Source organism: Massilimicrobiota sp. An142 (assembly GCF_002160725.1).
Classification (GTDB): Bacteria; Bacillota_I; Bacilli_A; order Erysipelotrichales; family Coprobacillaceae; genus Allocoprobacillus; species Allocoprobacillus merdigallinarum.
The window spans coordinates 1-15868 of record NZ_NFLD01000043.1 but is presented as its reverse complement, the minus strand read 5'-3'; the positions used below and the strand labels follow the sequence as shown (position 1 = coordinate 15868).

Annotated in this window: 14 protein-coding genes; 7 read left to right on the top strand and 7 right to left on the bottom strand. The window is 31.4% G+C overall.

Annotated features, from left to right (window positions below):
* From B5E87_RS13485 to B5E87_RS13465, 5 genes are all read right to left on the bottom strand, one after another.
* Positions 1-1298, bottom strand: a 1298-nt coding sequence (locus B5E87_RS13485; RefSeq protein WP_087245700.1) for a Na/Pi cotransporter family protein, incomplete at its 3' end; no start/stop codon positions are given.
* A 236-nt stretch (positions 1299-1534) separates the two neighbouring features.
* A complete protein-coding gene (locus B5E87_RS13480) occupies positions 1535-3931 on the bottom strand; it encodes a glycogen/starch/alpha-glucan phosphorylase (protein ID WP_087245698.1) in 2397 nt (798 codons plus the stop codon).
* A gap of 16 nt (positions 3932-3947) precedes the next feature.
* Positions 3948-5819 carry a 1,4-alpha-glucan branching protein GlgB gene (gene glgB, locus B5E87_RS13475; protein ID WP_087245702.1) on the bottom strand — a complete coding sequence of 624 codons (1872 nt, stop codon included), beginning with the start codon at positions 5817-5819 and terminating at the stop codon, positions 3948-3950.
* A gap of 144 nt (positions 5820-5963) precedes the next feature.
* The gene (locus tag B5E87_RS13470) at positions 5964-6170 is read right to left on the bottom strand and encodes a helix-turn-helix domain-containing protein (RefSeq protein ID WP_087245696.1); all 207 of its coding nucleotides are present in this window, start codon (positions 6168-6170) and stop codon (positions 5964-5966) included.
* Positions 6171-6324: 154 nt separating this feature from the next.
* Entirely contained in the window at positions 6325-7311 is a 987-nt protein-coding gene (locus B5E87_RS13465; protein ID WP_087245694.1) for a nucleoid-associated protein, read from the bottom strand.
* A gap of 77 nt (positions 7312-7388) precedes the next feature.
* On the opposite strand from B5E87_RS13465, the gene B5E87_RS13460 reads away from it, so the two are divergent.
* The 3 genes from B5E87_RS13460 to B5E87_RS13445 all read left to right on the top strand — a co-directional run bounded on the left by B5E87_RS13460 (position 7389) and on the right by B5E87_RS13445 (position 9315).
* Positions 7389-8093, top strand: coding sequence for a YaaA family protein (locus tag B5E87_RS13460; RefSeq protein WP_087245692.1), 705 nt, complete (start codon positions 7389-7391; stop codon positions 8091-8093).
* 254 nt (positions 8094-8347) lie between these two features.
* Positions 8348-8983 (top strand): GNAT family N-acetyltransferase, encoded by a 636-nt coding sequence (locus B5E87_RS13450; protein WP_087245689.1) that lies wholly within the window; start codon positions 8348-8350, stop codon positions 8981-8983.
* A 2-nt stretch (positions 8984-8985) separates the two neighbouring features.
* Positions 8986-9315 (top strand): inorganic diphosphatase, encoded by a 330-nt coding sequence (locus B5E87_RS13445; RefSeq protein ID WP_087245687.1) that lies wholly within the window; start codon positions 8986-8988, stop codon positions 9313-9315.
* A gap of 25 nt (positions 9316-9340) precedes the next feature.
* Here B5E87_RS13445 and B5E87_RS13440 read toward each other — a convergent pair whose 3' ends face one another.
* The gene (locus B5E87_RS13440) at positions 9341-9886 is read right to left on the bottom strand and encodes a DJ-1 family glyoxalase III (RefSeq protein WP_087245685.1); all 546 of its coding nucleotides are present in this window, start codon (positions 9884-9886) and stop codon (positions 9341-9343) included.
* A 115-nt stretch (positions 9887-10001) separates the two neighbouring features.
* Between B5E87_RS13440 and B5E87_RS13435 the strand changes: the two genes are divergently transcribed.
* Positions 10002-11174, top strand: coding sequence for an AI-2E family transporter (locus B5E87_RS13435; RefSeq protein ID WP_087245683.1), 1173 nt, complete (start codon positions 10002-10004; stop codon positions 11172-11174).
* Between the two features lie 22 nt (positions 11175-11196).
* Here B5E87_RS13435 and B5E87_RS13430 read toward each other — a convergent pair whose 3' ends face one another.
* Positions 11197-11928: a nitroreductase family protein gene (locus B5E87_RS13430; RefSeq protein WP_087245681.1), complete on the bottom strand. Its 732-nt coding sequence runs from the start codon at positions 11926-11928 to the stop codon at positions 11197-11199.
* Between the two features lie 90 nt (positions 11929-12018).
* Here B5E87_RS13430 and pepT point away from each other — a divergent pair, with 90 nt between their 5' ends.
* The 3 genes from pepT (at position 12019) to B5E87_RS13415 (ending at position 15755) form a co-directional block, all read left to right on the top strand.
* Positions 12019-13239 (top strand): peptidase T, encoded by a 1221-nt coding sequence (gene pepT / locus B5E87_RS13425; protein ID WP_087245679.1) that lies wholly within the window; start codon positions 12019-12021, stop codon positions 13237-13239.
* Position 13240: 1 nt separating this feature from the next.
* Entirely contained in the window at positions 13241-14611 is a 1371-nt protein-coding gene (locus tag B5E87_RS13420; protein ID WP_087245677.1) for an aminopeptidase, read from the top strand.
* 82 nt (positions 14612-14693) lie between these two features.
* Complete coding sequence (locus B5E87_RS13415) at positions 14694-15755, top strand: DUF2812 domain-containing protein (protein WP_087245675.1); 1062 nt, start codon at positions 14694-14696, stop codon at positions 15753-15755.
* The last annotated feature ends 113 nt before the right edge of the window (positions 15756-15868 follow it).

Here is a 15868-nt window from a genome sequence, read left to right as displayed (position 1 = left end):
GCTATATTCACCGCATGATCTCCAATTCTTTCAATGTCTGATGATATCTTCATGAATAAACCAATAGCCTGTGATCCTTCTACTGGAAATTCTGTTGAAATCGCATTTGTTGTAAAGTCTACGATATTTTTATTCAAATAGTTAATATATTCTTCATTCTTTTGTAGCTTTTCATATTTGTCTTCCTTGAACTCTATCAAAAGTTCAAATGATTTACGAACATTGTCTATTGCAACATCTAGCATGTTCTGTGTTTCATTGAACAACTGCGTATTCGCAATAGCACTTGTTCCAATATGATAGTCGTTTGTAAAGATACCAAAGTCTAAGTATTTTAACTGCATCTTTCCTTCCAATTCTGGCTTTTCTGGTAAAATAATGAATGATAAATCTACCAGTTTTGTTCCAATTGGCAACAAGATGATTGTTGTCACAACATTAAATACTGTATGTACATTGGCAATTTGTGACACGACATTACCTGGTGTCAATGACTCCATAAACGCAGCAAATGGTGTCAGCATACTAATAATAACAAAGATAATTGTTCCTATAATATTAAATGATAAATGAATAATGGTTGTACGTTTTGCATTGCGATTAGCACCAATGGAAGCCAATACAGCCGTAATACATGTTCCAATATTTTGTCCAAATAAAACATAAATGGCAGATGGTAATGTAATAACACCACTCATCGCTAACGCCTGTAAAATACCTACTGACGCTGATGATGACTGAATGATGGCAGTAAAGACTGCACCCACCAAAATACCAATCAATGGATTTTCAAAGTTTGCGACAATATTCGCAAATTCTGGTGAACTTCTTAACGGTGCCATAGCACCAGACATCATTTCCATTCCCATAAATAAAATACCTAAACCAGCAATAATTTCACCAATTGCATCAAGTTTCTTGCTTTTGAAAAAGGCAATCAACACAACCCCAATAAAAGCAATAATAGGTGCTAAAGCTGTAATATCCAAGGCAATCAACTGTCCTGTAATTGTTGTCCCAATATTGGCACCCATGATGACCCATACAGCATTTTTCAATTGCATAAGTCCTGCATTGACAAATCCTACTGCCATAACAGTTGTGGCAGAAGATGATTGCATGATTGCTGTGGTTAAAGCTCCTACCAGCGTTCCTAAAAAACGATTTGTTGTCAATTTTTCCAAAATTGACTTCATCTTATTCCCGGCAGCCAGCTCTAAACCATTTGACATCATGGTCATCCCATAAAGGAATAAAGCTAACCCACCTAGCATAGAGAATATGTTTGTCAGTTCCATCTCTTCCTCCTATTTACACACAAAACAAACTTAACATAATCTTTACATAATGTAAACATGAATTTTACAAAAAAAGATTTGATTTTATCAGCTTTTGTTAAAAAATCTTAATAAAAAAATATCAACAAAGATATTCTATCCATCAAGACTCTTTATAAATAACTATTATTCCCTATTTTCAATTTTAAATGCGTAAAAAAACCAATGAGATCTAATTCTCATTGGTTTCCATTTTTTTATCTTTTCACTCTATCTAATTTCCAGATATCCTTAACGTATTCTTCAATTGTACGATCTGATGAGAAATATCCAGATTTTGCGATATTGACAAGACACATTTTAGACCATCTTGAACGATCACGATATAATTTATCTACTTTTGCCTGAGCTTTTAAGTAAGCTTCAAAATCGGCAAATAAGAAGTATTCATCATTACGATTCATCAATTCATCAAAGATCATTCTGAATTCTTCACGTGATTCATGGAATGTTCCATCAACTAATGAGTCAACAACATGTTTAATACGTGGATCATTATTATAATAATCCCATGCGTTATATTGACCATTCCATCTTAATTCATTAATTTCATTATCTTTTAATCCAAAGATAATTACATTGTCATCACCAACACGTTCAGCAATTTCCACATTAGCACCGTCAAGTGTTCCTACTGTGACAGCACCATTCATCATAAATTTCATATTACCTGTACCACTTGCTTCTTTACCAGCTGTTGAAATCTGTTCAGAAACATCTGCAGCCGGCATAATCTTTTCAGCAATTGTGACACCATAGTTTTCAATAAAGGCAACTTTTAAATATGGATTTGTTTCAGGATCATTATTCACAACATCTGCAACACTATTAATTAATTTGATAACTTTCTTTGCAAAATAGTAAGCAGGAGCTGCTTTTGCACCAAAGATAAATGTTCTTGGATAAATCTTAAATTCAGGATTCATCTTCATTTGCTGATATAAATAAATCACGTGCATGATATTTAATAATTGACGTTTATAAGCATGTAATCTTTTGACTTGAATATCAAAAATACTATTGACATCAACTTTAATACCATTGTGTTTATAAATATAATCAGCTAAAACTTGTTTTCTTTGTTGTTTGACATTGTAGAATTTACCTTGAACAATAGAATCATCAACATAATCCATGAGTTTTTCTAATTCTTCTGGATGTTTAATCCAATCATTTCCAATTGTTTCATTTAATAATGATGATAATTCAGGATTTGAATAAGCTAACCATCTACGATGTGTAATACCATTTGTTTTATTGTTGAATTTCTTTGGATATAAGAAATAGAAATCTTTCATTTCCTGTTCCATTAAAATTTGTGTATGAAGTCTAGCAACACCATTAACACTAAAACTTCCTACAATTGCAAGATGAGCCATATGTACTTGTCCATCTTTTAAAATCATAACACGATTTAATAAATCTTCATCGTTATCACTGATATGTTTCACATATCCAATAAATCTTCTATTGATTTCTTCGATAATCTGATAAACTCTTGGAAGTAATGCCTGCATTGTTGAAATTGGCCATTTTTCCAAGGCTTCTGATAAGATTGTATGATTTGTATAGGCACATGTTTGTGTTGTAATATGCCATGCTTCATCCCAATCCATATCATATTCATCAATTAGGATTCTCATCAATTCAGGAATCACCAATACTGGATGTGTATCATTTAACTGAATAACATTCTTTTCATGGAAATTAGATAATGATGGATAAACTCTTAAATGATTTTTAATAATAGCACGTAATCCTGCTGATACAAAGAAATATTGTTGTTTTAAACGTAATGTACGACCAGCAAGTGTTGAATCATCAGGATATAATGTCTGACAGATATCTCTGACTTCTTGAGCATATTGTCTAAAATCTTTATTAGATGGAATTTCATCACTTGGTTCTGAAGACCATAAACGGAGTGTATTTGTGACAGTTGTATCATTACCAACAATTGGCATATCATAAGGAACAGCCTTGACACATTCAGCATCAACATGATCCCATTTACCAGTTTCTTCATTCCATACAACATGTCCCCAGAATTTAACATCAACAGCATGTTTAGGTTTTCTCACTTCCCACATATTTCCTAATTTTAACCATTGATCAGGAACTTCAACTTGATATCCATTTTCAATTTTCTGTTTAAATAAACCATATTCATAACGAATTGTATTTCCAAATGCTGGATAAGAAAGTGAAGCTAATGAATCCATGAAGCAGGCAGCAAGTCTTCCTAAACCACCATTTCCAAGTCCTGCATCAGATTCTAATTCTTCCAAATCATGGATATTAATTCCATAATCTGCTAATCCTTCTTTGGCAATCTCATAAATACCTAAATTCATCATATTGTTTACCAATAAACGTCCAATCAAAAACTCCATAGAGAAGTAATGAACTTGTTTTTGGTAATTTGTTCTTGTAGCCATTTTTGTCATAGCCCAATTGACAGATGCATAATCACGAACCATTCTTTCAAGTGTCATGAACTTTTCTGTAATGTGTGATTCTTCTACTGTACGTCCGTAAGATTCAATAATTCTTCTTGAAAACTCATATTTAAATTCTTCTTTTGTCTTAAACATATCTCGTCTCCCTCAACTATTTTCTCTTCAATTCAAATATCATACTCGAAAATGGTGCAATGTCAACCAAAATTGAATTTTCTTTGTTGACAGCGTGTATTTTTTGTGATTTGATAGCACGTTTATTCGTGAAATTGCTTCCTGTATAGTAGTCTGTATCCGTATTAATAATCTCTTTATAAGTTCCTGCTACGGGAACTGGAATACGATAACCATGATGTGTATTTCCTACAAAGTTCATCACGCAGACAAGCACTTCCCCATCTGGTGCATAACGTGCATAAGCAAAGACACTTTGTTTCATATCATCAACAACGAGCCATTCAAATCCTTCTGGATAATAATCATACTGATATAAAGCAGGATGTTTTAAAATCAGATGATTTAAGTCATGAAAATATCTATGGAAAGAATCATGTTGTGGGAATTTCAATAATACCCATCCTAAAGCTTTCTTTTCATCCCATTCTTTATATTCAGCCAGCTCATTTCCCATAAAGTTCAATTTCTTACCAGGATGTGTCATCATATATAAATACAAAGACTTACATTGCGCAAACTTCTGGTCATTATTTCCCCACATTTTATCTAGAATTGTTCCTTTACTATGAACCACTTCATCATGTGAGAATGGTAAAATATAATTTTCACGATAGAAGTACATCATAGAGAATGTAAGTTTATTATGGACATCTGGATATTGTCGATAAATTGGATCCTTTTTAAAATAAGCCAATGTATCATTCATCCAACCTAAATCCCATTTATAATCAAATCCTAATCCTCCAGATTGTGGAGCTGTTGTAACATTTGGATAATCTGTTGAATCTTCCGCAATCAACATGACACCTGGGAATAATCCATTCATATGTGAATTCATACGTTTCATGAATTCAATAGCGCCATCATTAACGCCACGTTCCTTATTTCCTTTCCAGTAAATCAAATTACTGATCGCATCAAAACGAATACCATCAACATGGAAGTAATTTGCCCAGAAATGAACAGAAGACATTAAGAAACTACGAACTTCTTCTCTTCCTAAATCAAAATAACAGCTATCCCACTCCGTATATCTTAAATTAATATCAGGATATTCATAAACAAAACCACCATCAAACTGATGTAACCCATGTCCATCTTTTACAAAGTGTGCTGGAACAAAATCCATAATGACACCAATGTTATTTTTATGGCAGGCATTAATAAATGCCATTAACTGTTTTGGATTTCCATAACGGCTTGTTGCACTAAAATAACCTGTTGCCTGATATCCCCATGAACCATCAAATGGGAATTCAGTCAATGGCATCAGTTCAATATGTGAAAAACCATTTTCTACAACATAAGGAATGATCTGATCAATCATTTCTTCATAGCTGTAATATTCACCATCTTCTTCATCTGTAAAATCCTTTTTCATTTTCCATGAACCAATATTGGCTTCATAGATATTTAAAACTCTATCAAAATTCTTTGTACGTTTATTTAACCAGCGTTTATCAGCCCATCTAAAGCCATCAATTTTATAAACTTTAGACGCTGTTCCCGGTCTTAATTCACTAAAGAAAGCATATGGATCTGCACGATCAACCCAAGATCCATTGGGTGTTTCAATACGATATTTATATGTATCATATTGTTTGATTTTTGGAATAAATAAAGTATAAATACCCCCATCAGTATATTTTTCCATATAATGATTTTCACCATTCCATTGATTAAAATCACCAACAACCTGCACACTTCTTGCATTTGGAGCATAAACGGTAAATCTTACACCCTTTTGTCCATCTAATTCCTCAAAATGCGCACCAAAAACTCTATACATCTCTAAACAATTTCCCTCATGGAAAAGTTGTATCAAAAAGTTATCCAATTGTGCCATATTAAAACCCCTTTCATAGTTTTTATTATACATGAAAACGCTTAAAAAAGCACCCATTATTTGTCAAATGAGGATTTTCAATGAGCTTCTATCTCCTATTTTCTATGATGTTTTCTACATATATTGAATATAAAAAAAGACAGATTATTCTGCCTCTTTGATAAATTCAATAACGTCATTAGGTGTACAATCTAATGCTTCACATATTTTTTCTAAAGTATATGTTGAAATACCCTTTCCATGTTTAATATTATGGATTGTTCTTGAATTAATTCCATATTGATGGATAAGGGCATATGTTGTTATAGATTTTTCCTTCATTGTCTTAAATAATGGTGCATAACTAATCATCCTATCACAGCCTCTATTTTATTATGCCCATTTCTTAAGATTATGAATATATTGAAAAATGTAACTATAACGACATGTACTCACCTTTTATCAATGAAAAAGTATGACTCAAAAATGCTTCTTCTATCTTCAAATCATACTTCTTGTTTGAATATTATTTGACAATAACTTCACTGACATCTTTCAATAAAATAGAATATGTTCCATCTTTCTGTTTCACTTTTTCTACCTTATCTCCAGATAAGTATTCTTCTATTGGTAAGCTAATTTCAATATCATCATCTAACACTAGCTTACATTTATCCATTGATGTTAAAGATAAGCTTTCAATACGATCTTCTTCATCAATGCCTAAATCTTTCATCATGATTTCACTTTCTTCCTGTGCCTGACCATCAGATTCCAATACTTTTTTCACAATTTCTAATGGTTTAACAGGTTGATTTGTATCAATTCTTTCCTGAATTTCATGCTTCATTAAAGGTAAAGCTTTTCCATCATTGACATTATAAATATCATCCATCTTTTTCACAACTTTTTTCATTGTTGACATTTTTTGTTTATCCGTCAACTTTTCTTCACCTTTAATCCACTGTGCATTCAAATAGAAATCCATTCTTCCATCAATCATATATTTCTTTTCAATTAAAAATAATTTTTTAGCATCCACATTCACAACAATCGCTTCATCCACAGGAGAACCCATTGTTGGTAAAACCTGTTTTTTGGTAATACGAATGTTTTCTTCATCAATCACACTCATAGGAATATAACGATAGTTGAGCTTTAAGGCTGCTACATATCTTTCCCCATTTTTATAACAATCCACAAACAGAACATTACTGTTAGGCATTTCTTCTATAACTGAACCTAACGCAAATAACTTGTCCGTCATTTCATGTGCCTGTTTGATAAATTCTTCATCACTTTCAATCATCTTGTCACTTCTTAACATCATTTCATGTAAAGAACCAACTGTTAATTCTTTGAGTGAAGGAGAATTTAAAGCTTTTTCTACTTTCTTACGATAATAATCAATAGATGTTTCATTCATATCGACAAAGTCAGTAGAATGATAAATCTTACGATGTTCAAAATCTAACATATGCATTAAAATTTTATTTATGACTATTGTATTCATCTTACCACCCGCAAAGATTATAACATATTTCTTTATCTATGACATTAAATACTTTATAATAATCTCGAGGTGAAATTATGAAAATTGTCATTGCCCCAAGTAAAACAATGAAATATCAAAAGATTCCTTTTGTTGGTAGTGAACCTTTATTTCCAGAAGAAACACAATATCTTACAAACATTTTAAAACAATATAATGATGAACAGTTATGTCAGCTCATGAAAATATCCTATAAACAAGCGACTCAAGTGTATCAGTATTTTCATGAAGAACAGACTGCTCATCCTGCTTTAGCTTTTTATCAGGGAACTGTTTTTAAACAACTTGAATTAGCATCTTACATAAATCATCATGATTATCTCTTAGAACATTTACGTATTTTAGATGCGTACTATGGTGTTTTAAAATACAATACTTTGATAACCCCTTATCGTTTAGATATGACAATGAAACCTGATCATATTAACTTATATGATTATTGGTATACACCTTTATATCAACACTTTGAACAAGTTGATTTCATTATTTCTTTAGCATCTAAAGAATTTACCAATATGTTAAGACATCCTCATATCTATTTTATAGATTTCATGATCAATGATCAGGGGAAAATGAAAAGAAACGCCATGATTATTAAAAAAGCCCGTGGTCAGATGTTAAATCAGATGGTCTTAAATGAAATTTGTACATTAGATGAATTGAAAACACTCAATATTGATGGTTTTACATATCAGCCAGATTATAATCAAGAAGGTACTTTAGCATTCGTCAAAGTACTATAATATAAAAAGGATATTAGTATTTTAAAAAGTGAAAAAGTTATCGTCATTGGGATTGGATCTTTTATAGGGTTGTTTATCTTGAACTCTTATTTTTTATCTTATATTTTATCATTTCTTATTGTAGGTGGAGATGATTATGTGCTCTCATATCTGATGCCAATATACAGTGGTATTGCACTGATTGGAGCTATTATCATCTGTTGTAGCTACATCATTGTCAAAAAAATAAATCAACTAAGAGAGGAAAGAAACAAATGATTACCATTCGTTATGAAGAGAAAAAAGATTATATGACAGTAGAAAATGTTATCAGGCAATCCTTTTATAACGTTTATATGCCTGGATGTTATGAACATTATTTAGCACATATCATCCGTGATCATGAAGATTTTATTCATGAATTAGATTTTGTTTTAGAAAAAGATGGAAAAATTATTGGGAATATCATGTATACCAAAGCAAAGCTTATAGATGAAAATAAAAATGAAAAAGTTGTTCTCACTTTTGGTCCTGTCTGCATTTTACCTGAATATCAAAAACAGGGTTATGGAAAAAGACTGATTGAACACTCCATGAAAGAAGCCTATCAGCTTGGATATGATACTATTGTCATTTTAGGCAATCCTGGAACTTATGTTCGTTTAGGATTTCAAAGCTGTAAAGATTTTCATGTCAGTCTGGCAAATGGAAAATATCCAACAGCATTGCTGGTGAAAACTTTAGTTCCTCATGTTTTAGATCATCACTCATGGACTTATTATGAAAGTCCAGCTATGGCATTTGATCCACAAGTTGCGAAAGATTTTGATGATTCCTTAGAAAAAATGGAAAAGATACATCTTGCCAGTCAAGATGAATTTGCGATTATCAGTCGCTCATTTATAGAATAAATATGCAAGTTACCGTGACTATTGATCGTCCTATGGGCAGTTTTCACCCTCAACATAAAAATCTATATTACCCTATTAACTATGGATACATTGAAGGAATCATAGGTGGTGATGGAGAATATCAAGATGCCTATGTTATTGGTGTTGATATACCTTTATCTCATTTTACAGGAAAAGTCATTGCCATTATTCATCGTTTCAATGATAATGAAGATAAATGGGTTATTGCTCCTATATCAAAAACCTATACAAAAAAAGAAATAGAACAATATGTCTATTTCCAAGAACAATTCTTTGAATATGAAATTGAAATGATGATTTCACATTCCTAACGACTTTCTATGAGAGAGGTCGTTTTTACTTTACTAAATAATGATATTGCATACCTTCACGAATATCTTTTGAAGGCTGTCCTAATTTTTCTAAGATTGTATAGGCAAATTCCAAAGCAGCGGCAGGTCCACGTCCTGTAATCATATTCTGATCACAGCATACTAATACATCCTGATAAATCCCTGAAGGAATTTCTTTTTCAAATCCTGGATAACAAGTGAATTTCTTATTGCTTATGACATTGGCTTTTTCTAATGAAATAGGCCCTGCACAAATGGCTCCAATCCATTTTCCCTGTTCATTAAAACTTTTTAAAATATCTATGACTCTTTGATCATCACGAAGAGATGTCGCTCCAGGTAAACCACCGGGTAAAACAACAATATCCACATCATAAACACTTTCATCAAACAACTGATCCATTTTGACTTCTATACCATGTGAACTTTTAACACTCATTGCATCCATTCCAACCATTAGACATGTCAATTGTGCTCTTCTTAACACATCAACAACACTTAATGCTTCTAATTCTTCAAAACCATCTTTAAATAAAACAGCTGCTTTCATCTTCATTCCTCCTTTGATTCTTTTCTTTATTTTAACATATTTTTTTAAATAAACAATGAACTACACTTTTATAAGCAATTATGTTATGATTATAACCATAAAAGAAGGTGAACCTATGATTGACAAAAGTCAAATAGTCAAAAAAAATAAAACAATTTTTTATTTAACATATGCCATTTTACTGGCTTTTGTTGTTTTTAATTATGAAACTGTTTTTGCTATACTCAGTGATATCTTAGCACTTGCGACACCTTTATATATCGCTATTATTATCGCTTTTATTTTAAATATACCTATGCGTAAGATTGAACATTTGTATGGTAAAAAGATCAAACGTAAAGGACTGAAAAGAGGTTTAAGTATTGCAACAACATTAATATTGGCTGTTATCTTGATTATTCTCTTTTCAGCATTTATTATTCCTAGACTTGGTGAAAGTATTGCTTTAATTATTACAAATATTTTTAATTATGCTGATCGTCTCGTCACAATGATTAATGATGCCTTAGCTCATTTCCATATCAATTATGCGATTAATTATGAATCTATTCAACAGGCTCTAACAAGCCTTGATTTGAATCATTTGCTTTCTCAAAGTGGTAATATTTTAGGGAATGCTGGAATTCATCTTATTTTTCAATCTATTGGTATCTTTGGTGTTTTTATTAATGCGATTACATCTTTTATTATGGCTATCTACTTACTGGCCAATAAAGAAACGCATTTAAGACAGTTAAAGAAAATTGTGACTTTCTTATTTGGATATCATCGTTCATTGGTGATTTTTGATATTGGTGCCGAAGCCAATCATTATTTTAATGGTTTTGTTTCTGGTCAGTTGTTAGAAAGCTGTATTTTAATGTTTTTAATGTATGTCGGCTTTAAAATAACAGGCTTACCTTTTCCAGAATTGATTGCCTTTATTATTGGTATTTCCAGTCTTATTCCAATGTTTGGAGGTTATTTTGGATTTGCAATCAGTTTTATTTTAGTATTAGCTATTAACTCTACACAAGCTATTATCTTTACAATCTGCTTTGTGATTATTCAGCAATTTGAAGCCAATATTATTTATCCTCGTGTTGTAGGCGGAGCTGTTGGTATTTCTGGATTATATGTCTTATTATCATTAGTTATTTTTGGAAACTTATTTGGATTCTTTGGATTATTAATTGCGGTTCCAAGCATGGCCTTAATCTATGCTGTAGGAAGTCGCGTTGTTAATATTTCATTATATCGTAAACATATTGAAATCACTGATAAAACGATTAAAAAATTTGATGAGTAAAAACGGACATTTGTCCGTTTTATTATTTCCATGATTCGATCATCTTTTTTACAGAGCGATTCATTTCCTTACGATATGGCGCATGAAATTTTCTTTTCGCAAAAGCCTGTATATAATTTTTGAGTTCATCTTCATTTTTACCAGTCTGTTTAATAAACATCTGTTTTGTTTCATCCATTGTTTTATGATGATAAGTATTGACACTTACCATATCTGCTAAATCAAAACGCTGTGGTTTTGGACGATTTTGTTGTTGTAGCGTTGGTTTTCCTAAAACAAGTAAAGTTGCTGGAATGGCATACTTTGGTAAATCAAAAAGCTTTTGATGAATTTCAAAATTTTCTAAAATATCCCCAATATAACATGATCCTATTCCTAAAGACCATGCTGCTACGACTGCATTTTGCGCCGCAATCATACAATCTTCCAAAGCTAAGATCAAATCAGACTCTTCCAATGGTTGGATATCTTTATCATAGTGAGTATATATATCATACCATTTTTGATAATCAGCTAAAAAAAGCAAAACCATAGGTGCCTGACTAATAAATGGCTGATGATCACAAGTGATAGCGAGCTGATCTTTTAAGGACTGATCCTGTATATCAATAATAGAATAAAGAGCCATATTGCCTGCTGTCGGTGCCTGTAAGGCAGATTTTAATATCCATTCTTTTTCCTCTGGCGTTATGATTTCATCACTATAAGCACGAACAGATTTTCTGTCAAATAATTCCTGAATTGTTTGATTCATTTTCAATACCTCCCTATTTATGATTATATCATAATCATGGATTATTTGTGGATTTCCATGTATAATAAGAGAGAAAGCGAGGTAAGATGAATGAGTATAGAAGAAAGATTTTTAAAATATATTAGTTTTGATACACAATCTGATCCTCAATCTTCAACAACACCTTCTTCTATGAAACAATTAGAACTAGGAAAATATCTTGTTGAAGAAATGAAAAAGATTGGTATTGAAGATGCTCACTTGGATCAAAGTGGTATTGTTTATGGAACAATTCCAGCAAACAGTGATCATGGAAAAGTCATTGGTTTTGTTGCCCATATGGATACTTCTCCTGATGCTTCTGGTCAAAATGTCAAACCACAAATCATTAGAGATTATCAGGGAACAACAATTACTCTTAATCAAGAGAAAGAATTATATCTTGATCCTCATGAATTTCCTGAACTTCTCAATGTGATTCATCATGATTTAATCACAACTGATGGAACAACATTGCTTGGTGCAGATGATAAAGCTGGGGTTGCAATTATCATGAGTATGGCTGAACATCTTTACCATCATCCTGAAATCAAGCACAATGATATTAAGATTGCTTTTACTCCTGATGAAGAAGTCGGTCGAGGAACTGAAAACTTTGATGTAGAAGCTTTCCATGCTGATTATGCTTATACAATTGATGGTGGTAATATTGCTGAAATTGAATATGAAAACTTTAATGCATTTAGTGCTGTCGTAGAAATCACAGGGAAAAGTATTCATCCTGGAAGTGCTAAAAATGCGATGATTAACTCTATTCGCATTGCTCAGGAATTTGATGCTATGTTACCAGTTCATGCCAGACCAGAATATACAGAAGGATATGAAGGTTTTAATCATCTTGAAAATATTCAGGGAAAATGTGAAAAAACAGAGATGGAATACATCATTAGAAATCATGATTTAACATTAGCTAAAAAACAATGTCAGGATTTTGAAAATATTGCTGCATTCTTAAATCAAAAGTATGGATATCCAATGGTTAAAGTCACAATTGAACAAAGTTACTTAAATATGCGTAAACATATTGAACAACATATGTATATCGTTGAAAATGCCATGGCAGCCATGAAAGAATGTGGTATTGAGCCATATGCTGTACCTATTCGTGGAGGTACTGATGGTGCTAATTTAACATATATGGGACTTCCTTGTCCAAATTTAGGTACAGGTGGGTATAATTTCCATGGACCATTTGAGTATGTATCATTAACAATGATGAAAAAACAAGTAGAAGTTCTATTAAAAATAATTGAAAGAAATGAGGTTATATAAAATGTACGCAAAAAATGCTTGGGACAAATACGAAAGTAATCAATATCAAGATGTTATGGATTTTAATGAAGGTTATAAAGCTTTCTTAACAGCCGGTAAAACAGAAAGAGCTTGTGTAAAAGAATCTGTTGAACTTGCTAAAAAAGCTGGTTTTCAAGATATTGAAAATATGAACAGTTTAAAACCTGGAGATAAATTCTATGTAATCAATAAAGATAAAAACTTAGCTTTATTTATTATGGGGGAAAAACCATTAGTTGATGGAATGAGAATCTTAGGAGCACATATTGATTCACCACGTTTAGATTTAAAACAGAATCCACTTTATGAAAGTGATGGTTTTGCTTTATTAGATACTCATTATTATGGTGGTGTTAAAAAATATCAATGGGTTACAATTCCATTATCATTATATGGTGTTGTTATTAAAAAAGATGGAACTAAAATTGATGTTGTGATTGGTGAAGATGATCATGATCCTGTTGTAGGTATTACAGATTTATTAATTCATTTATCTGCTGATCAAATGCAAAAAACAGCTGCGAAAGTGATTGAAGGAGAAAATTTAGATGTGACATTAGGAAGCATTCCTTTAAAAGATACTGAAAAAGATGCTGTTAAAGCAAATATTTTAAAACTTCTTCAAGAAAAATATGATATTGAAGAAGAAGATTTCTTAAGTGCAGAAATTGAAGTTGTACCAAGTGGCCCTGCCAGAGATTATGGTTTAGATAGAAGTATGGTTATGGGTTATGGACATGATGATCGTGTCTGTGCTTATACATCTTTAAAAGCTATTTTAGATATTCAGGAAATCCCACAATATACATCTTGTTGTATTTTAGTTGACAAAGAAGAAATTGGTAGTGTTGGTGCGACTGGTGCTCAATCTTTATTCTTTGAAAATACAATTGCTCAAATCTTACACTTATGTGGTGATGATACATTCTTATCTGTTAGAAAAGCTTTAGCTCATTCTATGATGTTATCAAGTGATGTCAGCGCTGGTTTTGACCCATTATATAAAGAAGTGAATGATCCTAAAAATGCCGCATATCTAGGAAAAGGAATTGTTTTCAATAAATACACTGGTTCTCGTGGTAAGAGCGGAAGCAATGATGCTAATCCTGAATACTTTGCTAAAATTAGAAATGTTATGGATCAAGCTGGTGTCCATTTCCAAACTGCTGAACTTGGTAAAGTTGATCAAGGTGGTGGAGGTACTATTGCCTACATCTTAGGAAATTATGATATGAATGTTATTGATGCAGGAATTGCTGTTTTAAACATGCATGCTCCTCATGAAATTGTATCAAAAGTTGATGTTTATGAAGCTTATCTTGCTTATACACAATTTTTACTTCAATTATAAAAGCTCATATGAGCTTTTTTTCTTTCATAGACAAGTGATTATCTCTTTGATATAATAAGCCCATTAAGGAGGTTACACAACCATGAAATTTATGATTATGAACTATAAACCATACGAATATGAATTATTACAAACCAAACTTAATAAACTTGGTCAACAGGGTTACATAACTCAAGAACTATCATTCATTACAATCTTTAATAAAGTTAATTATCCTGTTTATTATCATATAGATTTTCATAAAACTATCGGTTCTACAAAAATAGAACGCCAAAAAGATAAAGATGCTTTTGCTAGAAAATATCAACAAAAAGGATATCAACCTATTTATGCAAAACATCATATGTTTGTTTTTGTTTCTAAAAAACAAAAAGATCTTCCTTTTTCTTGGGAAGATAAAAAAGATATAGCAACTGGTTCATTTAAAATTCTTTCATTTATTGGATTTTTTATATCTCTCGTTGCTTTAACCTTATTTTCTCAATATTTATATAATGCCAGTTTTGATAAGTTTACGAGTTATGGAATTACACTTGCCTATATTGGTATCCTTCTCCTTTTTATAACTTCCATTTTTAGAAACTATTTTAGTTTTCATCAAATGAGTACAATGCATCATCAACTCAAAAATGGAATACCTCACTTTTCTTTAAAAACACTCAAGTCAATGAGAATCGTTTATTTCTTTTTATCATTACTAACAATTATTCTTATCTTTGGTGGATTAATTGAAGATGTATTCAATCAAAAATCATTTCATCAACAAGATCATCAACTCATTCAATTAAGTGATTTTCAAATTGATAAGGAAACATCCTTCTCAAGTCAAAGTTATTCAAGTTTTACCATCCCACATACATATATTTCATTAGAAGAAGCAAAAGATGGAAACGAAGCTCTTTATGTCAAAGAATTTGAATTTTCATCTCCAGAAAAAGCCAAACAAAGATTTACTGAAATAAAAGATTTACCAAGTTTATATGCTGGAAATCATGCTGTTATTGATGGATTATTATTATATGGGTATTATGATGATGAAATTGTTTCATTAACACTTTTACATAATCAGTCTGTTACAATCATTATCCCTTCATTTCCATTAACAGAAGAAAATATCCAAATCATTTCGCAATTTTATGCATAAAAAAAGGACAAAATAAATTTTGTCCATGGCGATTAATCATCTTTGATGATTATCGCTTTTTTGTATTGTATAATCATCTTAGGTGGTGTTCTTATGATTGATCTCTCTACTCC

Coding starts and splice junctions, on each gene's coding strand:
- pepT (WP_087245679.1), top strand. CDS start 12,019: ATGAGTATAGAAGAAAGATTTTTAAAATATATTAGTTTTGATACACAA.
- B5E87_RS13435 (WP_087245683.1), top strand. CDS start 10,002: ATGATTGACAAAAGTCAAATAGTCAAAAAAAATAAAACAATTTTTTAT.
- B5E87_RS13445 (WP_087245687.1), top strand. CDS start 8,986: ATGCAAGTTACCGTGACTATTGATCGTCCTATGGGCAGTTTTCACCCT.
- B5E87_RS13415 (WP_087245675.1), top strand. CDS start 14,694: ATGAAATTTATGATTATGAACTATAAACCATACGAATATGAATTATTA.
- B5E87_RS13420 (WP_087245677.1), top strand. CDS start 13,241: ATGTACGCAAAAAATGCTTGGGACAAATACGAAAGTAATCAATATCAA.
- B5E87_RS13430 (WP_087245681.1), bottom strand. CDS start 11,928: ATGAATCAAACAATTCAGGAATTATTTGACAGAAAATCTGTTCGTGCT.
- glgB (WP_087245702.1), bottom strand. CDS start 5,819: ATGGCACAATTGGATAACTTTTTGATACAACTTTTCCATGAGGGAAAT.
- B5E87_RS13470 (WP_087245696.1), bottom strand. CDS start 6,170: ATGATTAGTTATGCACCATTATTTAAGACAATGAAGGAAAAATCTATA.
- B5E87_RS13480 (WP_087245698.1), bottom strand. CDS start 3,931: ATGTTTAAGACAAAAGAAGAATTTAAATATGAGTTTTCAAGAAGAATT.
- B5E87_RS13465 (WP_087245694.1), bottom strand. CDS start 7,311: ATGAATACAATAGTCATAAATAAAATTTTAATGCATATGTTAGATTTT.
- B5E87_RS13450 (WP_087245689.1), top strand. CDS start 8,348: ATGATTACCATTCGTTATGAAGAGAAAAAAGATTATATGACAGTAGAA.
- B5E87_RS13460 (WP_087245692.1), top strand. CDS start 7,389: ATGAAAATTGTCATTGCCCCAAGTAAAACAATGAAATATCAAAAGATT.
- B5E87_RS13440 (WP_087245685.1), bottom strand. CDS start 9,886: ATGAAAGCAGCTGTTTTATTTAAAGATGGTTTTGAAGAATTAGAAGCA.